Below are 21,112 nucleotides of genomic sequence, written 5' to 3'. Positions count from 1 at the left end.
TCCCGCTCACCTGCTCCACCGGTTGTCCCTCACTCCCTTCCCCACGGGCCGGGAGACGCAACCTCTGCCGCGAGCATTCTGCGCAGGCATCCCAGGCATCGGGAACGTTCCGGCCCCAGACTCCCCTGTGACATTCCCAACGCTCCTGCGATTTCGCGGTAGGTGAGGTCTCTGGGGGACAGAAGCGCAGCCATGAGGCGGGGGCAGCGGCCCGGCAGCCTGCGGACCGCGGCGTGCAGGGCGGCACGCCGGTCGGCCCACAGGACGCGGTCCTCGGGGCCGCGCCGGTGGTCGTCGGCGGGCTCGCCCGCGTAGCCGGTCTCCCGCCCGGCGGCACGCCGGCTGCGGCGGGCCTCGGCCCGGACGGTGCCGCGCAGCCACAGCGCGGGGTCGGCGGGCGGCCCCTCGGCCGCGAGGCGCTCGATGAGCCGCAGCCACACCGTCTGCTCCAGGTCGCCGGGGTCGGTGCCGGGGCCGAGGGTCTCGGCGGACGCCTCGGCGGCGAGCAGCGGCAGCAGGGCGCGGATGAGCGCGGGCAGGGCCTCGTACGTCATGCACGGCGGGACGCGCCGCTCCCGGACGAGGTTTCCGGAGCGGCGCTTCCTCACCCCGAGAGGGGTCGGGACGGTCAGTCGTTGACGAAGTCCGCGGCCGCGAGGAGCGCGGTGTCGCAGTTGTCGGAGAAGATGCCGTCGATGCCCGTCTCGAAGTAGGCCTTGAAGGCGCCGAAGGCGTCGCCGTAGGCGCTCGGGTCGGTGCCCTTCCTGAAGTTCACCGGCAGGAAGGTGTTCTCGTTGCGCATCGTGTACGGGTGCAGGATCAGCCCCGCGGCGTGCGCGTCCCTGACGAGCGTGGTCGGGGTGCCGAGGGTGCCGTCGGACTTGCGCGGGATGACCAGGTCCAGGGTCGGACCGATGCCCTGCGCGTATCCGGCCATCCACCGCAGGCCCTTGGGCGTGACCAGGTCGGCGACGGTGCGCGGGTCGCCCGCCTCCACGAAGTCCCAGGGGCGCGAGGCCGCGCCGGACAGGAGGACGACGCGCGGCGCGGAGACCAGCTTGGCCAGGCGCTGGATGCTGCTGGGCTCGAAGGACTGGAGGAAGTTCGGCGAGTTCTTCTTGTGCCTGCCGTAGCGGCGCAGCAGCTTGGCGAGCGGTTCCTCAAGGCCGAGACCCAGCTTGCGGAAGTAGGTGGGGTGCTTGGTCTCGATGTGCAGCCAGATCTCCTTGCCCCGCTTGCGGCCCTCCTTCTCGGCCCACCGGAAGACCTCCTCCAGGGTGGGCACCTCCCAGCGGCCGTCGTAGAGGGTGTTGTGCCGGCGCGTGCCCGGGATGCGCTCCTTGGCGCGCAGCGTCTTCAGCTCGGCGAGCGTGAAGTCCTCGGTGAACCAGCCGGTGAGCGAGGCGCCGTCCACGGACTTCGTGGTCTTGCGGGAGGCGAACTCGGGGTGCGCCGCGACGTCGGTGGTCCCGGTGATGTCGTTCTCGTGACGGCACACCAGGTGGCCGTCCTTGGTGGGCACGACGTCCTGCTCGATGACGTGCGCGCCCATGTCCAGGGCGAGCTGGTAGGCGCCGAGCGTGTGCTCGGGCCGGTAGCCGCTCGCGCCCCGGTGCGCGACGACGGTCGGCTTCGGCAGGCTCTTGTATCCGCCCCCGCCGCGCCCGTGCCCGTGCCGCGCGTCGGCTCTCGCCACGCCGGGCAGCCCGATCGCGGCTGTTCCCGCGCCGAGGACCGCCGCCCCCAGTACCGCGCGCCGACCCCGGTCCGTCCCCGGCTGCTGCTGACCCGACTCCTGCGTCGCCATTGGCGCTCCTCCCGATGTACCGCTGCCTTGCACCTGACAAAGCGGGACTGATCGTAGGTGGCCGCGAGTGGCCGGAGGGAGACCCTGGACGGAACGTCAGGATGACGCGGCATGGCGAATGGGCGCACGATGGAGGGGACAGGCGCGTGAAACGTCCCGCTACGCAGAGAGAAGTGTGTGCGTGACAAGGACCACTGCTTCGGGCCACACCCGTCGCACGGGGATACCGTCTTCGCGAGGGCCACGCTCCCGGCGGCGCCACGCGGGGCGGGGTCAACACTGCGTGTCGAGGGCGTGAACCCGATGTGCGAGAGGCGGTGACCCGCGAGTACCGTACTCACCTGCACTTACCCGTCGCTTACTCGTCGACCCGTTGAACCCGGAGGGCTCGTTGTCCCGTCTAGCGCTCATCAAGGCAGTGCTCGGACCGATCTTGCGCCTGATGTTCCGTCCACGGGTAGAAGGCGCCGAGAACATCCCCGGGACCGGACCGGTCATTCTGGCCGGAAACCACCTGACGTTCATCGACTCGATGATCCTGCCGCTGGTGACCAACCGCCCGGTGTACTTCATCGGCAAGGACGAGTACGTCACCGGCAAGGGCTTCAAGGGCCGCCTCATGGCGTGGTTCTTCACGGGCGTCGGCATGATCCCGGTGGACCGCGACGGCGGTCGCGGCGGGGTGGCCGCGCTGATGACGGGGCGCCGCATCCTCGACGACGGCAAGGTCTTCGGCATCTACCCCGAGGGCACGCGCTCCCCCGACGGGCGGCTCTACCGGGGCCGTACGGGCATCGCCCGGCTGACCCTGATGACCGGCGCGCCCGTCGTCCCCTTCGCGATGATCGGCACGGACAAGCTCCAGCCCGGCGGCAAGGGCGTGCCGCGCCCCGGCAAGGTGACGGTCCGCTTCGGCGAGGCGATGGAGTTCTCCCGGTACGACGGCATGGACCGCGACCGCTATGTGCTGCGGGCCGTGACGGACTCCGTGATGACGGAGGTCATGCGGCTGTCCGGCCAGGAGTACGTGGACATGTACGCCACGAAGGCCAAGGCTGCGTAGCCCTGCGGGGCTTGAGCGGTTCCGCCCCCCGGTTCTCCGTCTGCCGGTGCGTCGTCGCTGGTCGCGCGGTTCCCCGCGCCCCTGAACCATGGCCCTGGGCGCCGTCTCGTGGGCCGTGCGCCGCGGCGGGCTTTCAGTGCTCGACCCCGTCCTCCAGTTTCTGGCCCTTCAGCAGGAACCACGCCACCACGGCCGTGGCCAGCAGGACCGCCGCCCCCACGCCGGAGGCGAACCGCAGGCCGTCCACGAAGGACGCCTGGGCCGCGTGCAGGAGTGCCTCCGCCTCGTGGGGCGGCAGGTTCTGCGCCGATTCGACCGCGCCGCCCAGTGACTCGTGGGCGGCCGACGCCACGTCGGGCGGGGTGCCCGCCGGCGCCGTGAAGTCGCGGTAGACGCCCGTCACGATCGAGCCGAGCAGGGCGATGCCGAGGGCCGCGCCCAGTTCGTACGCCGTCTCCGAGACCGCGGAGGCCGCGCCCGCCTGCTCCTTGGGCACGCTGGAGAGGATCACGTCGGCGGTCACGGTGAACGAGAAGCCCGCGCCGATGCCGACCACCAGGAGCGAGGCGCCGAGCAGCGGATAGCCGGTGTGCTGGCTCAGCCCCGTGAGCACCGCGAGCGAGAGCCCCACCGCCGCGAGTCCGCCCGCGACCACGATCCGTACGGAGAACCGCCGGGCCACCATGCCCGCGATCAGACCGGCGCCGACCGCCCCCACCGCGGCGGGCAGTTCGGCGAGGCCCGCCTCGAACGGCCTCCTGCCCTGCACGAGTTGCAGGAACTGGGAGAGGAAGAAGACCAGGCCGGAGAGGCCGAGCACGGTCAGCAGGTCGGCGAGGACCGCCCCGGAGAAGCCGCGGTGACTGAAGAGCCGCATGTCGAGGAGCGGTGCGCGCAGCGTGAGCTGACGGCGCACGAACCAGGTGAGCGCGGCCACGCCGATCACCGCGGCGGCCGCCGCGTCCCAGCGGAGGCCGTGCGCCGCCGCCTCCTTGATGGCGTACACGACGGCGATCATGCCGACCAGGGAGAGCAGGACGCTCAGCAGGTCCCAGGGGCCCGGCGCCGGGTTCTTCGACTCGGGAAGCAGCTTGATGCCGACCAGGACGAGGACCGCCATCACCGGCAGGTTGATGAGGAAGACCGAGCCCCACCAGAAGTGTTCGAGCAGGAAACCGCCGACGACGGGTCCCACGGCGGCGCCCGCCGACGCCATGGCGCCCCAGATGCCGACGGCGAGGCTCCGCTCGCGCGGGTCGTGGAAGATGTTGCGGATCAGCGCGAGGGTGGACGGCATCAGGGTCGCGCCCGCGACGCCGAGCAGCGCGCGGGCCAGGATCATCAGCTCCGGGCTCGTGGCGTAGGAGTTGAGGACGGACACCGCGCCGAAGGCCACCGCCCCGCAGAGCAGCAGCTTCTTCCGGCCGATCCGGTCGCCGAGGCTGCCCATGGAGACGAGCAGGCCGGCGATGACGAAGGAGTAGACGTCACCGATCCACAGCAGCTGCGTGCCGGAGGGCTTGAGGTCCTCGCTGATGTAGGGCGTCGCCAGGCCGAGCACGGTCGCGTCGACGGCGACCAGGAGGACGGCGAGGACGAGCACGGCGAGCGCGAGCCAGCGCGCCGCGCCGCGCTCCGCGTCCGGCCTGGTCCGCTCCTTGATGCTGGTCATGAGTCCACTCTCCGCTGTGCGCCGCCGATCAGCAGCTCGGCGATCATGTACGAGAAGTCCTTGGCGGCCACCCGGCCGTCCTGTACGGCCCAGGCACCGGAACCGATGAGGCCGTAGAGCGCCTCCGTGAGCCAGACGGGCGTCAGGTCGATGCGGAACTCCCCGCTCTCCTGGCCCCGGCGGAAGAGGGCGGCCAGCCGGGCGTCGATGCGGGCCCAGCCGTCGTGCTGGGTGTCGCCCTCGAAGAGCTGGTTCTCCGTGTACAGGAACGCGAGGAGCCCGGCGGCCCGCTCGATCTCCCTCACCAGGCGCCGCAGGGCGTCCCGCGCGCTGCCCTCGTCGAGCCGGGCCCGGTCGAGGGCGGCGTCGCACTCCTGGAGGCCCAGCTCCTCCAGGGCGCGGACGAGCGCGTCGCGGCCCGCGAAGTGGCGGTGCAGGGTGGCCCTGCTGATGCCCGCGGCACGGGCGACCTCGTCCATGGTGGACGTGGCCTTGCGGGTGAGCAGGGCGGCGGCGCTGCGCAGGACCTGGCCGCGGTCGACAGTCATGAGACAACCATAGAGCATGTGAGACATGAACGTCTCACCGCGTCTCACCGCACCGCTCAGTGCCAGGGCAGCTCCGCGCGCCGCGCCCAGTACTCCCCCGGCTCCTCCGCGAGCCCCCTCAGCCGCTCCGCGGTCTCCTCGTCGAGGTCGACCGCCGCTGCGTCCAGGTTCGACATCAGCTGGGCCGAGGTCGCCGCGCCGGACAGGACCACGCCCGTCCACGGCTCGCGCAGCACCGCCGCGAGCGCCACCGCGTCGCAGCCGCGGCCCGTCCGCCCGGCGGCCTCGCGCAGCGCGGCGGGCGCGTGCGGGGCGGCGGCGAGCCTGCCGTTGGCCACGCCCTCCTTGACGATGACCGTGAGCCCGGCGTCATGGGCCTCGGCCAGCGCGGGGCCCGCCGACGTCTCCAGGAGGTTGTACGTGGCCTGGACGGTCCGGAAGAGCGGCTCCCCGTCGACCGTCACCGCGAGGGCGGCGCGGATGGCGGACGCCTGGTCGGGGCCGCTCGCGGAGAGGCCGACGGTCACGCCGTCGGCGGCCAGCGCGGCGAGGCGGGCGTGCAGCTCCCGGTCGGTGAGCGCGGGGCTCCCCGGCGTGACGGAGTGGACCTGGTAGAGGTCGAGCCGGTCGCCGAGCAGCGCGGCGGTCTCCGCGCGCTGGCGGTCGTAGGCGGCGGTGCCGTGGTCCTTGACCTCGTGCGGGCCTTCGACGCGGGTGCGCCAGTCCGCCGTGTACGTGTAGCCCCACTTGCTGCCGACGACGACGTCACGCGCGTCGGGCCTGGCCCGCAGCCAGTCGCCGAGGAACTCCTCGGAGCGGCCGTACGAGCGGGCGGCGTCGACGTACCTGACGCCCGTCGCGTAGGCGGCGTCGAGCAGTTCGAAGGTGCGCTCGCGCAGGGCCTCGACGCTGCGGGTGGCCGGCAGGTCGTGCTCCCTGCCCAGCGTGATGTAGCCGGGCCTGCCGACGGCGGCGAGGCCGAGCCCCAGGTGTGCGGTCGGCGTCGTGGCTGCGGCCGCCCGGGCGAAGGGCATCGCGGACTCCTCGGGTGATGATCGTACGGGTGATCCCGACAACCTAACCCCTGGTGTCCGCGACGCCCGTGACCTCGCGTCACGTACGGGCGTTCGCCCACTCCCGCTGCGCCGCCAGGTCCGCCTCGACCTCGGCGAGCTGTACGGCGACGGCCGAGGGCGCCGTACCGCCGCGGCCGTCGCGGGAGGCGAGCGCGCCCGGCACGTTCAGGACGGTGCGGACCTCGGGCGTGAGGTGCTCGGAGATCTTCGCGAACTGCTCGTCGGTGAGGGCGTCGAGCTCCTTGCCCTCGGCCTCGGCGGCCTTCACGCACTCGCCCGCGACCTCGTGCGCGACGCGGAAGGGCACACCCTGCTTGACCAGCCACTCGGCGATGTCGGTGGCGAGCGAGAAGCCGGCCGGGGCCAGCTCCTCCATGCGCTCGCGGTGGACGGTGAGCGTGGCCATCATGCCGGTGAAGGCGGGCAGCAGGACTTCGAGCTGGTCGCAGGAGTCGAAGACCGGCTCCTTGTCCTCCTGGAGGTCGCGGTTGTAGGCGAGCGGGAGGGCCTTGAGGGTGGCCATCAGGCCCGTCAGATTGCCGATGAGGCGGCCCGACTTGCCGCGCGCCAGCTCGGCGATGTCCGGGTTCTTCTTCTGCGGCATGATCGAGGAGCCGGTGGAGAAGGCGTCGTGGAGGGTGACGAAGGAGAACTCCTTCGTGTTCCAGATGATGACCTCCTCGGCGATCCGGGAGAGGTTCACGCCGATCATCGCGGTGATGAAGGCGAACTCGGCGACGAAGTCGCGCGAGGCGGTGCCGTCGATGGAGTTGCCCGCGCTCCCGCGCTCGAAGCCGAGGTCCTTGGCGACGGCCTCCGGGTCGAGCCCCAGGGACGATCCGGCGAGCGCGCCGGAGCCGTACGGCGACACGGCCGTGCGGGTGTCCCACTGCCGCAGCCGCTCCGCGTCCCGGGAGAGGGACTGGACATGGGCCAGGACGTGGTGGGCGAAGAGCACCGGCTGCGCGTGCTGGAGGTGCGTGCGGCCCGGCATGGCGACGTCCGGGTGCGCCTCGGCGAGGCCGACGAGCGCGCCCTGCAGGTCGGCGATGAGACCGCCGATGATCCGCGCGTGGTCGCGCAGGTACATCCGGAAGAGCGTGGCCACCTGGTCGTTGCGGGACCGTCCGGCACGCAGCTTGCCGCCGAGGTCGGGGCCGAGCCGCTCCAGGAGGCCGCGCTCCAGGGCGGTGTGCACGTCCTCGTCGGCGATGGTGCCGACGAACGAACCGTCGGCCACGTCCGCTTCGAGCTGGTCGAGCCCGGCCAGCATGCGGGTCAGCTCGTCCTCGGTGAGCAGGCCCGCCGTGCGCAGGACGCGCGCGTGGGCGCGGGAGCCCGCGATGTCGTACGGCGCGAGGCGCCAGTCGAAGTGGACGGACGCGGACAGCTTCGCCAGGGCCTCGGCGGGGCCGTCGGCGAACCGCCCGCCCCAGAGCCGGACGTCACCGCTGTTGCTGCTCACTGCGTGCTCCTTCGAAGCGCGGGCTCTTCACGGCGGCTCGTGCGCCGCCACTCACCTTGCCTGCATGAGTATGCATAACTATGCATGATTCGTCAATCGACGGCGGCCGGCCGCGCTCCTGCCGCGCACCGGCGGAAGTCGCCGGACAACCGGGGCGCCACGGCGAATAATCCGTGGACATGGGAAAGATCCACGAACGCATAGACGGCAGGCTGCGCACCTTCATCGAGGAGCAGCCGATGTTCTTCACGGCGACCGCGCCCCTCACCGGCGACGGCACGGTCAACCTCTCGCCCAAGGGCCTCAAGGGCTCCTTCGCCATCGTCGACGACCTGACCGTCGCCTACCTGGACTTCGCGGGCAGCAGCGCCGAGACCATCGCGCACCTTCGCGAGAACGGCCGCATCACCCTCATGTGGTGCGCCTTCCAGGGCCCGCCCAACATCGTCCGGGTGCACGGCCGCGGCGAACCCGTCTTCCGCGACGATCCGCGCTTCCCCGGACTCCTCGGCCACTTCCCCGGCAGCGACCCCGACCAGCACGGCCTGCGGGCCGTCATCGTCGTGAGGGCCGACCTCATCCGCGACTCCTGCGGCTACGCGGTGCCGTACATGTCGTACGACGAGGACCGCGACCTGCACGCCAAGCGGTTCGCCCGCGAGGACGACGCGTCGCTCGGCGCGTACTTCGCCAAGAAGGAGTACATCGCCCGGAGCATCGACGGGCTGCCGGGGCTGCCACTCCCCCTGCCTCCCACGCCGGGCGCCCACGGGCCGGGCGCCCACGGACCGGTCGCACACGGGCCGGCGGCAGATTCCGTGTAGCGACCACATACCGAGACGGGGTTGCGCGCGGGGCGGGCGCGGCGTTGCATCGCGCCGTGCGACCCGAACAGAAGCTCCACGACCCGGCCGACGCCCCGGGCACCGCCGACAAGGCCGCCCGCCGCGCCGTCACGGTCTTCCCCGTCCTCGTCCTCGCCGCCGGCGCCCTCGGGCTCCTCGCGCCCGGAACCTTCGAGGGCTGGGGCACGAACGTCCCGTACCTGCTGGGCGTGGTGATGTTCTGCATGGGCCTGACCATGACCCCGCTGGACTTCCAGGGCGTGGTCAGGCGCCCCTGGGCCGTCGCGCTCGGGCTCGTCGCGCACTACGTGATCATGCCCGGGCTCGGCTGGCTCATCGCCCACGCGCTCGGCCTCTCGCCGCAACTGGCGGCGGGCGTCATCCTGGTGGGCTGCGCGCCGAGCGGCACGGCGTCGAACGTGGTGACGTACCTGGCCCGCGGCGACGTGGCGCTGTCCGTCTCGGTGGCCACCGTCTCGACCGTGCTCGCGCCCCTGATCACCCCGCCGCTGACGCTGCTGCTCGCGGGCGAGTACCTGCCGGTGGACGCGGGCTCGATGGTCGGGGACATCGTCAAGACCGTGCTGCTCCCGGTCGTCGCCGGGCTGCTCGTACGGCTGCTCCTCGGGCGGTACGTGGACCGGGCGCTCGGCGCGCTGCCGTGGCTGTCCGCCCTGACGGTCGCGGCCATCGTCACGATCGTCGTGGCGGGCAGCGCCGCGGCCATCAGGTCGGCCGCGGCCATGGTCCTGCTCGCCGTCGTCCTGCACAACGGCCTCGGCCTCGCCCTGGGGTACGGCGCGGGCAAGCTCGCCCGCCTCGGCCCGCCGGCGTCCCGCGCCATGGCCTTCGAGGTGGGCATGCAGAACTCCGGCCTCGCGGCGTCGCTGGCCACCGCCCACTTCAGCCCGCTGGCCGCGCTCCCCGCGGCGGTCTTCTCCGTCTGGCACAACGTGTCGGGAGCGCTGGTGGCGGCATGGATGGCCCGGCGGACGACCGGGCCCGAGCGTGGGCCCGAGCGCGAGCGCGACGAGCCGGGTGCGGCCGGATCGAGCCCGTCCGGCGGTTGAGGACGGGCCGGGCGCGGCCGGCGAAGAGCCGCGCCCTGGCCCAGGGACCCGCTATTCGTTCGAGGCGAGCCGCAGGAGGTGGTCGGCCAGGGCCTGGCCCCCGGCCGGTTCCCTGCTGATGAGCATCAGCGTGTCGTCGCCCGCGATCGTCCCGAGGATGTCGTGCAGTTCGGCCTGGTCGATCGCCGACGCCAGGAACTGCGCGGCCCCCGGCGGGGTGCGCAGGACGACCAGGTTCGCCGAGGCCTCCGCCGAGATCAGCAGCTCCGCGGAGAGCCGCCGCATCCGCTCCTCCTTGGCCGACTCGCCCAGCGGCGCGCGCGGCGTGCGGAAACCGCCCTCGCTCGGCACCGCGTAGATGAGGTCGCCCTCGGTGTTGCGGATCTTCACCGCGTTCAGCTCGTCCAGGTCCCGCGAGAGCGTCGCCTGCGTGACGGTCAGACCGTCGTCCGCGAGCAGCTTCGCCAACTGGCTCTGCGAGCGCACCGGCTGCCGGTTGAGGATGTCCACGATCCGGCGGTGGCGTGCCGTGCGGGTCTGCGGCACGGCGGGACCCGCGTGGTCGACGTGCTCGTTGCCTTGCGCCTGGCTCATCGTCGTCTCATTCTCCGGATCGTCCGTCCCCGTCGGCCGCCTCGGCGGCCTTGTCCAGTACGCCGGGCAGCGCCCGGAGGAACGCGTCCACCTCGTCGTCGCGCACGTTCAGCGGCGGCATCAGCCGTACGACATCGGGGGCGGGCACGTTCACCAGGAAGCCGGCGTCCTGAGCCGCCTGCTGCACCCGTGGCGCGAGCGGCTCGGTGAGCACGATACCCAGGAGTAGACCCGCGCCCCTTACATGGTTCACGAGCGGGTGACCGAGTGACTCGATTCCGTCCCGCAGCTTCTCCCCGGCCCGCTTGGTGTTCTCCAGCAGCCCCTCCGCGGCGATGGTGTCGACGACGGCGAGTCCCGCGGCGCACGCGACGGGGTTGCCGCCGAACGTCGTGCCGTGGTGGCCGGGCCTGAAGAGCTCCGCCGCGGCGCCGAACGCCACGGTCGCGCCGAGCGGCAGACCGCCGCCGAGACCCTTCGCGAGTGTGACGACGTCGGGCTCGACGCCCTCGTGCGCCAGATGCTCGAACCAGTGGCCCGTCCGGCCGATCCCGGTCTGCACCTCGTCGAGGACGAGGAGCGTCCCGGTGGCCCTGGTGATCTCCCTGGCCGCCCCCAGGTACCCGGCGGGCGGTACGACGACGCCGTTCTCACCCTGGATCGGCTCGATGATCACGAAGGCGGTGTCGGTGGTCACCGCCGCCCGCAGCGCCTCGACGTCCCCGTACGGGACGTGGGTGACGTCGCCGGGGAGCGGCACGAACGGCTCCTGCTTGCCGGGCTGTCCGGTGAGCGCGAGCGCGCCCATGGTCCGGCCGTGGAAGCCGCCCCGGGTGGCGACCATGTGCGGCCTGCCCGTCAGCCGGCCGATCTTGAAGGCGCCCTCGTTGGCCTCGGCCCCCGAGTTGCAGAAGTACACGCGCCCTTCGCGGCCGAAGAGCTGGAGCAGCCGTTCGGCGAGCGTGACGGGCGGCTCGGCGACGAAGAGGTTCGACACGTGGCCGAGGGCGGCGATCTGGGTGCTCACGGCCTCGACGACGGCCGGGTGGGCGTGGCCGAGCGCGTTGACGGCGATGCCGCCGACGAAGTCGACGTACTCCTTGCCGTCGGCGTCCCACAGCCTGCTGCCCGCGCCGCGCACCAGGGGCAGCTTCGGCGTGCCGTAGTTGTCCATGAGCGCGCCCTGCCAGCGCGCGGTCAGCTCCTGGTTGCTCATGACTCCCCCTCTGTCCGGTCGGGCTCTGCCAGGCCGGGCCCGGCCTGGTCGGGCACGACCATGGTGCCGATGCCCTCGTCGGTGAAGATCTCCAGCAGGATCGAGTGCTGGACGCGCCCGTCGATGACGCGGGCGGTGTTCACGCCGTTGCGCACGGCGTGCAGGCAGCCCTCCATCTTCGGGACCATGCCGCTGGCCAGCTCGGGCAGGAGCTTTTCGAGTTCCAGCGCGGTGAGCCTGCTGATGACCTCGTCGGAGTCGGGCCAGTCCTCGTAGAGTCCCTCGACGTCGGTGAGGACCATCAGGGTCTCGGCACCAAGCGCCGCAGCGAGTGCCGCAGCCGCCGTATCAGCATTGACGTTGTAGACATGGCCCCCTTCTCCGGGGTCCTGGGAGCGGGCGATCGAGGAGACGACCGGGATGCGGCCGTCGGCGAGCAGCGCCTCGATGGCGCCCGTGTCGATCTCGGTGATCTCGCCGACCCGGCCGATGTCGACCAGTTCGCCCTCGATGCGGGGCTGGTGCTTGGTGGCGGTGATGGTGTGCGCGTCCTCGCCGGTGAGGCCGACGGCGAGCGGTCCGTGCTGGTTGAGCAGGCCGACCAGTTCGCGCTGCACCTGTCCGGCGAGCACCATGCGTACGACGTCCATCGCCTCCTCGGTGGTGACGCGGAGGCCCGCCTTGAACTCGCTGACGATGCCGTGCCGGTCCAGGGCCCTGCTGATCTGCGGGCCGCCGCCGTGCACGACCACGGGCCTGAGGCCCGCGTGGTGCAGGAAGACGACGTCCTGGGCGAAGGCGGCCTTCAGCTCCTCGTCGACCATGGCGTTGCCGCCGAACTTGATGACGACGGTCTTGCCGCGGTGCCGGGTCAGCCAGGGCAGCGCCTCGACGAGGATCTGCGCCTTGGGCAGTGCGGTGTGCTTGCGTGCGCTCATGAGCTGTACGCGCTGTTCTCGTGGACGTAGTCGGCGGTGAGGTCGTTGGTCCAGATCGTCGCGGTCTCGTTGCCCGCCGCCAGGTCGGCGGTGACGACGATCTCGCGGTAGCGCATGTCGACCAGGTCGCGGTCCTCGCCGACGGAGCCGTTCCTGCAGACCCAGACGCCGTTGATGGCGACGTTGAGCCGGTCGGGCTCGAAGGCGGCGGAGGTCGTGCCGATGGCGGAGAGCACCCGGCCCCAGTTGGGGTCCTCGCCGTGCAGGGCGCACTTGAGGAGGTTGTTGCGGGCGATGGACCGGCCGACCTCGACGGCGTCGGCCTCGCTCGCGGCGTTCACGACCTCGACCCTGATGTCCTTGCTGGCGCCCTCGGCGTCCCCGATGAGCTGGCGGCCCAGGTCGGCGCAGACCTCGCGGACGGCGTCGGCGAACTCGGCGTACTCGGGGGTGACTCCGGACGCGCCGGAGGCGAGCAGGAGCACGGTGTCGTTGGTGGACATGCAGCCGTCGGAGTCGACCCGGTCGAAGGTGACGCGGGTGGCGTCGCGCAGCGCCTTGTCCAGGTGGCCGGCCTCCACGTCGGCGTCGGTGGTGAGCACGACGAGCATCGTGGCGAGGCCGGGGGCGAGCATGCCCGCGCCCTTGGCCATGCCGCCGACGGTCCAGCCGTCCCTGGCGGCCACGGACGTCTTGTGCACGCTGTCGGTGGTCTTGATGGCGATGGCGGCCTTCTCGCCGCCGTGCGCGGAGAGTTCACCGGCGGCCTTCTCGATACCCGGCAGGAGCTTGTCCATGGGGAGCGTCACGCCGATGAGTCCCGTGGAGGCGACGGCGATCTCGCCCGCGTTCAGCGACAGCGTCCCGGCGGCCTTCTCGGCGGTGGCGTGCGTGTCCTGGAAGCCCCGCGGGCCCGTGCAGGCGTTGGCGCCACCGGAGTTGAGGACGACGGCGGAGACGAGGCCGCCCTTGAGCACCTGCTCCGACCAGAGGACGGGGGCGGCCTTGACGCGGTTGGAGGTGAAGACTCCCGCGGCGGCCAGGCGGGGCCCGGTGTTGACCACGAGGGCCAGGTCCGGGTTGCCGTTCTCCTTGATGCCGGCGGCGATGCCCGCCGCCGTGAATCCCTTGGCTGCCGTCACACTCACGGCGCGACTCCGATCGTAGTCAGCCCGGTGGCCTCGTCGAGGCCGAGGGCGATGTTCATGCTCTGCAGGGCGCCGCCCGCGGTGCCCTTGGTGAGGTTGTCGATGGCGCCGACCACGATCACGCGGCCCGCGGCCTCGTCGTACGCGACCTGGATCTGCACGGCGTTGGAGCCGTACACGGCCGCGGTCGCGGGCCACTGCCCCTCGGGCAGCAGGTGGACGAACGGCTCGTCGGCGAAGGCCTTCTCGTACGTGGCCCGCACGCTCTCGGCGGTGACCCCGGGCCTGGCCTTGGCGCTGCACGTGGCGAGGATGCCGCGGGGCATCGGCGCCAGCGTCGGCGTGAAGGACACGGAGACGGGGGTGCCGGCCGCGGCGCTGAGGTTCTGGATCATCTCGGGGGTGTGCCGGTGCCCGCCGCCCACGCCGTACGGCGACATGCTGCCCATGACCTCGGAGCCGAGCAGGTGCGGCTTGGCGGCCTTGCCCGCGCCGGAGGTGCCGGAGGCGGCGACGATCACGGCCTCGTGCTCCACCAGGTCCGCGGCGTACGCGGGGAAGAGGGCCAGCGAGACGGCGGTGGGGTAGCAGCCGGGCACCGCCACGCGCTTGGTCTTCTCCAGGGCGGCGCGGCTGCCGGGCAGCTCGGGCAGACCGTAGGGCCAGGTCCCCGCGTGCGGGCTGCCGTAGAACTTCTCCCAGTCCGCCGCGTCCCTCAGCCGGAAGTCCGCGCCCATGTCGATGACGAGGACGTCGGGGCCGAGCTGCTCGGCGACGGCCGCGGACTGCCCGTGCGGCAGGGCCAGGAACACGACGTCGTGGCCCGCGAGGACCTCGGGGGCCGTCGGTTCGAGGACGCGGTCGGCGAGCGGAAGAAGATGCGGCTGGAGGGTGCCCAGGCGCTGCCCCGCGTTCGAGTTGCCGGTCAGGGCGCCGATCTCCACCTCGGGGTGGACGAGCAGCAGACGCAGCAGCTCGCCGCCCGCGTACCCACTCGCCCCTGCCACTGCTGCGCGTACCGCCATGGAACCCTCCTCTTGGATGGCATGACTATACGCACAGCCGCAGTTTTATGCAATTGAAGATCAAGGAGCAGCGCGCCCCGGGGCCGCCCAGGACCGCGCTACACGGCCTGCTCGTCCACCGCCCGCGGCTGCCCCACCGAGGGGCAGCCGCCCTGCTCGGAGGCGCCGAGGAACCGCTCGGCCCAGTCACCCAGCTCCTGCAGGGCCGGGCGCAGGGCCTCGCCCGCGGGAGTCAGGCGGTAGGAGACGCGCAGCGGCGGGCCCGCGTCCACCTCGCGGCTGACCAGGCCCGCCTCCCCCAGCTCGGCGAGGCGGTCGGAGAGCATGCGCTCGCTGATGCCGTTGACCGCGCGGCGCAGCTCGGCGAAGCGGCCGGGGCCGCTCATCAGGCTGGCGAGGATCACGCCGTTCCAGCGCTTGCCCAGGAGGAGGAAGACGCGCTCGACCGCGCCGCCCACCCCTGAGCACTGTCCCGTGTCATGCCGCTCCTCAGCCATGGCGCCCATGCTATCGCCCGCCCGTTAGTCACTGCGGAAAAGTGCGCTACTGTGACTTCGTAAGCAGCTTACGAAGTCGACGAGCGGCGCCCGTCCCGTGCGCCGGTCCACCGCGTGCGCGCACCCCGCGCGTCCCTACCGAGGAGCACCTCCCATGGCCGTTCTGCTGCACATCGACTCGTCCCTGTCCCCCCTGGAGCGCTCCGGCTCCCGCCGGCTCACCGACGCCTTCCGCACGGCCTGGGAGGCGGAGCACCCGCAGGGCGGCGTCGTCTACCGCGACCTGGCCGCCGCCCCCGTGCCGCACCTGGACGCCGCCACCGTCACCGCGGCGTCCGTCCCCCCGCTGCGTGAAGAGCTCATCGCCGAGTTCGAGAAGGCCGACGTGGTCCTCATCGGCGCCCCCATGTACAACTTCACGATCCCCTCCACCCTCAAGGCGTGGCTGGACCACGTCATCCTGGCGGGGCGGACGTTCGGTCCGGGCGTGGCCCCGTCCGGCAAGCGCGCCGTGGTCGCGTCCTCGCGCGGCGGCTCCTACCGCCCCGGCACACCGCGGGCGGGCTTCGAGTTCGACACCAACTACCTGGAGAAGGTGCTCGGCGGCGGGCTCGGCCTGCGGGTCGAGGTCATCACCCGCGAGCTCACGATGGCCGCCGTCAACCCCGCCATGGCCGAACTGGTGCCGCAGGCCGAGGAGTCGGAGCGGCAGGCGCTCGAACGGGCCGCCGAGTCGGCGCGGGAACACGCCGCTCTCCTGGCCTGACGCCGGTGCGGTGCCGCCGGGAAGGGCGGCCCCACCGGCCCCCGCGCGGCACCGTCTCCGTCCATATCTTGCATAAAGCGACAAGATCGAAGCCATCACGGTGAATTAGCCGCAGAGCCAGAATGGCGACGGTCCGTGTGCTGGAGTATCGGTGATGCCATTCATGGGGGCAGGGGGTACGCGAAGCGAGGCATCGATGACGACTGCGGGAACCGTACGGGGCTCCGAGAGCCAGTACGAGCTGTTCAGGGAACTGGTCGAGTCCTCACAGGACGCCATCCTGATGAAGACGCTCGACGGCGAGATCACCTTCTGGAACGCCGCCGCACACCGCTTGTACGGATACACCCCCGAACAAGCCATCGGCAGCCACGTCGGCCTCCTCGTGCCGCCCGACCTCAAGGACGAGGAGGCCCACCTCCTCGCCCGGATCGCCCGCGGCGTCCGCATCGAGCACTACGAGACCCGCCGCACCACCAGCGACGGACGCGTCCTCGACATCGACGTGACCCTCTGGCCCATCCGCACACCCGACGGCACCATCACCACCGCCTGCTCCGTCATGCGCGACATCACCGAACGCAAGAGAGCCGAGGCGGAGCTCACCAAGCTGTACGCGCAGCAGCGCCAGATCGCGCTGGCCCTCAACCTCATGGGGTCGGCCAGGCGCATCCCGGGCGCCCGCACCGCGAGCCGCTATCTGCCGTCCACCCAGGACCAGGGGGTCGGCGGCGACTGGTTCGACCTGATCGACCTGGGGGCCGGCCGCGTCGGGGTCTTCATCGGCGACGTCATGGGGCGCGGCATGAAGGCGGCCGTGGTGATGGGGCAGCTCCGCTCCGCGGGCCGTGCCCTGGCGCTGGCCGGACTCCCGGCGTGCGAGCTGATGCAGACCCTCGACGCGTTCACGCGCGACCTGCCCGAGCCGTTCGTCACCTGCCTCTATCTGGAGGCCGACCCGACCCAGGGCGAGATCACCGTGTGCTCGGCCGGTCATCTGCCGGTGCTCCTCGTCGAGCCGGACGGCAAGGTCCGCGAGCTGCCGGTGCCGACGGGGCTGCCGCTCGGGGTGGGCGGGGTGCCGCACCAGCAGGTGCGTCTTCCGCTGCGCGCGGGGACGACCCTCGCCCTGTACACCGACGGCCTCGTGGAGACGGCGAGCACCGACATCGACCATCAGCTCGACCGGCTGACCAGCGCCCTCGAAGGTGTCTTCGACACCACGGAGGACCTGGAGAGAGCCGCGGACCACGTCCTGCACACCCTGCTCCCCGCCACCGAGTCGCACGCCGACGACGTGACGCTGCTGCTCGTGGGGTTCCCCACCGCGCCGGTCGACATCGCGGGACGGGAGCTGGCCTGCGAGGCCGTGTCGGTGCCCACCGGGCGGCGCTTCCTGAGCGAGAGGCTCGCGGAGTGGGGCCTGGCGGAACTCACCGACTCCGCGCTGCTCCTCGCCTCCGAGCTGCTGACCAACGGGGTGCGTCACGCGCGGGGGCCGCTGCACCTGCGCGTATGGCACAGCGCGCGGGAACTGGGTGTGGAGATCACCGACCACAGCACGCCCCGGCCCAGGGCCCGGCTCGCCGAGAGCACCGAGGAGGACGGCCGGGGCCTGCTCCTGGTCGACGCCCTCGCCCATGCCTGGGGCACCCGGCCGGACGCCGCCGGCAAGACGGTCTGGTTCACCCTGCTGATCCGGCCCGACGAGGCGGAGGCGGAGCCGGGCGACCGCTGAGCCGCGGGACCCGGACGGCGGCTCCGGCCCGCTCTCGCGCGGCTTGCCCCACCGGCCGGGACCCCGCGTCAGCAGCCTCCGGCGTCAGGCGCGGGAGCCGTCCTCGCGAGCCGCGTCCCGCTCCGCCTGCTCGGCCCGCTTCTCCTTGATCCGCACGGCATCCTTGCGGACATCGGCCTGGGTGGCGCGCTCCTGGCGGAGCCAGCCGGGCTGCTCCTGCTTCAGCGCCTCGATCTGCTCGGTGGTGAGCGGCTCGGTGACCCCGCCGCGGGCGAGGCCCGCGATGGAGACGCCGAGCTTGGCGGCGACGACGGGGCGGGGGTGCGGGCCGGTGCGGCGCAGCTCACGCAGCCACTCGGGCGGGTCGGCCTGGAGCGCGTTCAGCTCGCCGCGTGAGACCACGCCCTCCTGGAACTCTGCGGGGGTGGCCGGAAGGTACACACCCAGCTTCTTCGCCGCGGTCGCGGGCTTCATGGTCTGGGTGGTCTGGTGCGACGTCATGGGGTCAAGGGTATCGAGCGTGTGCGCCACCGCTGACCACGGCGGGTAGCCTGGCGAAGTGACAGGCTCGGAAACAACCCCTTCGTTCCGGCTCGCCTACGTCCCGGGGGTGACGCCCACCAAGTGGGTGCGGATCTGGAACGAGCGGCTGCCCGACGTCCCGCTGACCCTCGTGCAGGTGTCCGCCGCCGAGGCACCCGGCGTGCTGCGCGCCGGCGGCGCCGACGCCGGCTTCGTACGGCTGCCCATCGACCGTACGGACCTCAGCGCGATCCCCCTCTACACCGAGACGACGGTCGTCGTGATCCCCAAGGACCACGTCGTCGCCGCGGTCGACGAGGTCTCCGCGGCCGACCTCGCCGACGAGATCGTGCTGCACCCCCTCGACGAGACGCTCACCTGGGAGCGCCGCCCCGGCCTGCCCGCGCACGAGCGCCCCGCCACCACCGAGGACGCCGTCGAGCTGGTCGCCGCGGGCATCGGCGTACTGGTCGTGCCGCAGTCCCTCGCCCGGCTGCACCACCGCAAGGACCTCACCTACCGCCCCGTCACGGACGCCCCGGAGTCGCGGGTGGCCCTGTCGTGGCCGGAGGCGGCCACCACGGACCACGTCGAGGACTTCATCGGCATCGTCCGCGGCCGTACGGTCAACAGCTCGCGGGGCCGTGCGCAGGCCCCGGCCGCCAAGGAGAAGCCGCAGGCCAAGGCCAAGCCCGGGGCCAAAGGCGCGACCAAGGGCGCGGCCCAGCCGAAGAAGAAGCCCGCGGCCCGCCCGAAGGCCGCCGGGCGAGGCAGGCCCCGCCGGCGCTCGTGACTCCGTACGCACGGGAAGGGGGCCTCCCGCCGAGTGGCGGGAGGCCCCCTCCTTCACATACCGGGGACGTACCGGGGACCCCGGTGCGCGCGGACGTCAGCCCAGGATCGACAGCGCCTGGTTGAGCGTCGCGGACGGGCGCATGACCTTGGAGGCCTTCTCCGCGTCCGGCTGGTAGTAGCCGCCGATGTCGGCCGGCGAGCCCTGCACGGCGATCAGCTCGTCGACGATGGTCCGCTCCTGCTCGGCCAGCGTCTTGGCCAGGGGCGCGAAGGCCTCGGCGAGCTGCGCGTCGTCGGTCTGCTTGGCCAGCTCCTGCGCCCAGTACAGGCCGAGGTAGAAGTGGCTGCCGCGGTTGTCGATGCCGCCGAGGCGACGGCTCGGCGACTTGTCGTTCTCCAGGAACGTGGCCGTGGCGCGGTCCAGGGTGTCGGCGAGGATCTGGGCGCGCGCGTTGCCCGTGGTGGTGGCCAGGTGCTCGAAGCTGACCGCGAGGGCCAGGAACTCGCCCAGGCTGTCCCAGCGCAGGTAGTTCTCCTTGACGAGCTGCTGGACGTGCTTCGGGGCCGAGCCGCCGGCGCCCGTCTCGAAGAGGCCGCCGCCGTTCATCAGCGGGACCACCGAGAGCATCTTGGCGCTGGTGCCCAGCTCCAGGATCGGGAAGAGGTCCGTGAGGTAGTCGCGCAGGACGTTGCCCGTGACGGAGATGGTGTCCTCGCCGCGGCGGATGCGCTCCAGGGAGAACGCGGTGGCCTCGACCGGCGACATGACGCGGATGTCCAGGCCCTCGGTGTCGTGGTCGGCGAGGTAGCGCTCGACCTTGCCGATGAGCACGGCGTCGTGGGCGCGGCTCTCGTCCAGCCAGAAGACGGCCGGGCTGCCGGTGGCGCGGGCGCGGGTGACGGCGAGCTTGACCCAGTCCTGGATCGGCGCGTCCTTGGTCTGGCACATGCGGAAGATGTCACCGGCGGCGACGGTCTGCTCAAGGACGGCCTCGCCCGCGCCGTCGACGACCCGCACGGTGCCCGTGGCCGGGATCTCGAAGGTCTTGTCGTGGCTGCCGTACTCCTCGGCCTTCTGCGCCATGAGGCCGACGTTCGGGACCGAGCCCATCGTCGACGGATCGAAGGCGCCGTTGGCGCGGCAGTCGTCGATGACGACCTGGTAGATGCCCGCGTAGCTGCTGTCGGGGAGGACGGCGAGGGTGTCGTGCTCGGCGCCGTCCGGGCCCCACATGTGGCCGGAGGTGCGGATCATGGCCGGCATGGAGGCGTCCACGATGACGTCGCTGGGGACGTGCAGGTTCGTGATGCCCTTGTCGGAGTCGACCATGGCCAGCTCGGGGCCCTCGGCCAGCTCGGCCTCGAAGGACGCCTTGATCTTCTCGCCGTCGGCGAGCGAGTCGAGGCCCTTGAAGATGCCGCCGAGGCCGTCGTTCGGGGTGAGCCCCGCGGCGGCGAGGACGTCGCCGTACGCGGCGAAGGTCTTCGGGAAGAAGGCGCGGACCACGTGGCCGAAGACGATCGGGTCGGAGACCTTCATCATCGTGGCCTTGAGGTGCACGGAGAACAGGACGCCCTCGGCCTTGGCGCGGGCGACCTGCTCCTTGAGGAACTCGCGGAGCGCGGCGACGCGCATCACGGAGGCGTCGACGACCTCGCCCGCGAGGACGGGCACCGACTCGCGAAGGACCGTGGTGGAGCCGTCGTCACCGGTCAGCTCGATGCGCAGGGAACCGGCGTCGGCGATGACCGCGGACTTCTCGGTCGAGCGGAAGTCGTTCTGGCCCATGGTGGCGACGTTGGTCTTGGAGTCGGCCGTCCAGGCACCCATGCGGTGCGGGTGGGCCTTGGCGTAGTTCTTGACCGAGGCGGGGGCGCGGCGGTCGGAGTTGCCCTCGCGCAGGACCGGGTTGACGGCGCTGCCCTTGACCTTGTCGTAGCGGGCGCGGATGTCGCGCTCCTCGTCGGTCTTCGGGTCGTCCGGGTAGTCGGGGAGCGCGTAGCCCTGGCCCTGCAGCTCGGCGATCGCGGCCTTGAGCTGCGGGATCGAGGCCGAGATGTTCGGCAGCTTGATGATGTTCGCCTGCGGCGTCTTGGCGAGTTCGCCGAGCTCGGCGAGGGCGTCGTTGATGCGCTGGCCCTCCTCGAGACGCTCGGGGAAGCTCGCGATGATGCGGCCCGCGAGCGAGATGTCGCGGGTCTCCACGCTGACACCGGCCGTCGAGGCGTAGGCCTGGACCACCGGCAAGAACGAATGGGTCGCCAGGGCCGGGGCCTCGTCAGTGTGGGTGTAGATGATGGTCGAGTCAGTCACCGGGTGCTCCGCT

At 72.1% G+C, this 21,112-nt stretch carries 20 protein-coding genes; 6 read left to right on the top strand and 14 right to left on the bottom strand.

From position 1 onward, the window contains the following. Positions 1-29: 29 nt before the first annotated feature. The gene (locus AB0I16_RS15855; RefSeq protein WP_363250024.1) at positions 30-554 is read right to left on the bottom strand and encodes a sigma-70 family RNA polymerase sigma factor; all 525 of its coding nucleotides are present in this window, start codon (positions 552-554) and stop codon (positions 30-32) included. A gap of 74 nt (positions 555-628) precedes the next feature. Next, positions 629-1,807: a glycerophosphodiester phosphodiesterase gene (locus tag AB0I16_RS15850; protein ID WP_363249955.1), complete on the bottom strand. Its 1,179-nt coding sequence runs from the start codon at positions 1,805-1,807 to the stop codon at positions 629-631. Positions 1,808-2,249: 442 nt separating this feature from the next. Between AB0I16_RS15850 and AB0I16_RS15845 the strand changes: the two genes are divergently transcribed. Then, positions 2,250-2,870 (top strand): lysophospholipid acyltransferase family protein, encoded by a 621-nt coding sequence (locus AB0I16_RS15845; protein WP_363249954.1) that lies wholly within the window; start codon positions 2,250-2,252, stop codon positions 2,868-2,870. Between the two features lie 133 nt (positions 2,871-3,003). Here the strand turns inward: AB0I16_RS15845 and AB0I16_RS15840 are convergent, their stop codons facing one another. From AB0I16_RS15840 to argH, 4 genes are all read right to left on the bottom strand, one after another. Then, positions 3,004-4,542, bottom strand: a complete 1,539-nt coding sequence (locus AB0I16_RS15840) for an MFS transporter (RefSeq protein WP_363249953.1) — start codon at positions 4,540-4,542, stop codon at positions 3,004-3,006. After that, positions 4,539-5,090 (bottom strand): helix-turn-helix domain-containing protein, encoded by a 552-nt coding sequence (locus AB0I16_RS15835; protein WP_363249952.1) that lies wholly within the window; start codon positions 5,088-5,090, stop codon positions 4,539-4,541. The genes AB0I16_RS15840 and AB0I16_RS15835 overlap by 4 nt, the downstream gene beginning before the upstream one ends. Before the next feature lie 56 nt (positions 5,091-5,146). Beyond that, positions 5,147-6,124 carry an aldo/keto reductase gene (locus AB0I16_RS15830; RefSeq protein WP_363249950.1) on the bottom strand — a complete coding sequence of 326 codons (978 nt, stop codon included), beginning with the start codon at positions 6,122-6,124 and terminating at the stop codon, positions 5,147-5,149. 79 nt (positions 6,125-6,203) lie between these two features. Next, positions 6,204-7,631 (bottom strand): argininosuccinate lyase, encoded by a 1,428-nt coding sequence (gene argH / locus AB0I16_RS15825; protein WP_363249949.1) that lies wholly within the window; start codon positions 7,629-7,631, stop codon positions 6,204-6,206. Between the two features lie 179 nt (positions 7,632-7,810). Here argH and AB0I16_RS15820 point away from each other — a divergent pair, with 179 nt between their 5' ends. Both AB0I16_RS15820 and AB0I16_RS15815 read left to right on the top strand, forming a co-directional pair. After that, positions 7,811-8,455 carry a pyridoxamine 5'-phosphate oxidase family protein gene (locus AB0I16_RS15820; protein WP_363249948.1) on the top strand — a complete coding sequence of 215 codons (645 nt, stop codon included), beginning with the start codon at positions 7,811-7,813 and terminating at the stop codon, positions 8,453-8,455. Between the two features lie 56 nt (positions 8,456-8,511). Then, on the top strand, positions 8,512-9,546 hold the full coding sequence (locus AB0I16_RS15815; protein WP_363249947.1) for a bile acid:sodium symporter family protein: 1,035 nt from the start codon (positions 8,512-8,514) through the stop codon (positions 9,544-9,546). Positions 9,547-9,597: 51 nt separating this feature from the next. Here the strand turns inward: AB0I16_RS15815 and AB0I16_RS15810 are convergent, their stop codons facing one another. The 6 genes from AB0I16_RS15810 to AB0I16_RS15785 all read right to left on the bottom strand — a co-directional run bounded on the left by AB0I16_RS15810 (position 9,598) and on the right by AB0I16_RS15785 (position 14,964). Beyond that, on the bottom strand, positions 9,598-10,140 hold the full coding sequence (locus tag AB0I16_RS15810) for an arginine repressor (RefSeq protein ID WP_363249946.1): 543 nt from the start codon (positions 10,138-10,140) through the stop codon (positions 9,598-9,600). 7 nt (positions 10,141-10,147) lie between these two features. Continuing rightward, a complete protein-coding gene (locus AB0I16_RS15805) occupies positions 10,148-11,356 on the bottom strand; it encodes an acetylornithine transaminase (RefSeq protein WP_363249945.1) in 1,209 nt (402 codons plus the stop codon). Beyond that, positions 11,353-12,294, bottom strand: a complete 942-nt coding sequence (gene argB / locus AB0I16_RS15800) for an acetylglutamate kinase (protein ID WP_363249944.1) — start codon at positions 12,292-12,294, stop codon at positions 11,353-11,355. The genes AB0I16_RS15805 and argB overlap by 4 nt, the downstream gene beginning before the upstream one ends. Next, positions 12,291-13,442: a bifunctional glutamate N-acetyltransferase/amino-acid acetyltransferase ArgJ gene (gene argJ, locus AB0I16_RS15795; RefSeq protein WP_363249943.1), complete on the bottom strand. Its 1,152-nt coding sequence runs from the start codon at positions 13,440-13,442 to the stop codon at positions 12,291-12,293. The genes argB and argJ overlap by 4 nt, the downstream gene beginning before the upstream one ends. After that, complete coding sequence (gene argC, locus AB0I16_RS15790) at positions 13,439-14,467, bottom strand: N-acetyl-gamma-glutamyl-phosphate reductase (protein ID WP_363249942.1); 1,029 nt, start codon at positions 14,465-14,467, stop codon at positions 13,439-13,441. The genes argJ and argC overlap by 4 nt, the downstream gene beginning before the upstream one ends. Positions 14,468-14,565: 98 nt before the next feature. Further along, positions 14,566-14,964, bottom strand: coding sequence for a helix-turn-helix domain-containing protein (locus AB0I16_RS15785; protein ID WP_363249941.1), 399 nt, complete (start codon positions 14,962-14,964; stop codon positions 14,566-14,568). A 154-nt stretch (positions 14,965-15,118) separates the two neighbouring features. On the opposite strand from AB0I16_RS15785, the gene AB0I16_RS15780 reads away from it, so the two are divergent. Beyond that, entirely contained in the window at positions 15,119-15,730 is a 612-nt protein-coding gene (locus AB0I16_RS15780; protein ID WP_363249940.1) for an NAD(P)H-dependent oxidoreductase, read from the top strand. Between the two features lie 196 nt (positions 15,731-15,926). After that, the gene (locus AB0I16_RS15775) at positions 15,927-17,468 is read left to right on the top strand and encodes a SpoIIE family protein phosphatase (RefSeq protein WP_363249939.1); all 1,542 of its coding nucleotides are present in this window, start codon (positions 15,927-15,929) and stop codon (positions 17,466-17,468) included. Between the two features lie 84 nt (positions 17,469-17,552). Here the strand turns inward: AB0I16_RS15775 and AB0I16_RS15770 are convergent, their stop codons facing one another. After that, entirely contained in the window at positions 17,553-17,969 is a 417-nt protein-coding gene (locus tag AB0I16_RS15770; RefSeq protein WP_363249938.1) for a DUF5997 family protein, read from the bottom strand. A 58-nt stretch (positions 17,970-18,027) separates the two neighbouring features. Here AB0I16_RS15770 and AB0I16_RS15765 point away from each other — a divergent pair, with 58 nt between their 5' ends. Then, positions 18,028-18,783 carry a LysR family substrate-binding domain-containing protein gene (locus tag AB0I16_RS15765; protein ID WP_363249937.1) on the top strand — a complete coding sequence of 252 codons (756 nt, stop codon included), beginning with the start codon at positions 18,028-18,030 and terminating at the stop codon, positions 18,781-18,783. Between the two features lie 96 nt (positions 18,784-18,879). Here AB0I16_RS15765 and AB0I16_RS15760 read toward each other — a convergent pair whose 3' ends face one another. Next, the gene (locus AB0I16_RS15760; RefSeq protein WP_363249936.1) at positions 18,880-21,099 is read right to left on the bottom strand and encodes an NADP-dependent isocitrate dehydrogenase; all 2,220 of its coding nucleotides are present in this window, start codon (positions 21,097-21,099) and stop codon (positions 18,880-18,882) included. Positions 21,100-21,112 lie beyond the last annotated feature (13 nt).

Source organism: Streptomyces sp. NPDC050703 (assembly GCF_040654435.1).
Classification (GTDB): domain Bacteria; phylum Actinomycetota; class Actinomycetes; order Streptomycetales; family Streptomycetaceae; genus Streptomyces.
Note: the sequence above shows the minus strand (reverse complement) of the source record. Positions and strands in the feature narration are given on the sequence as shown.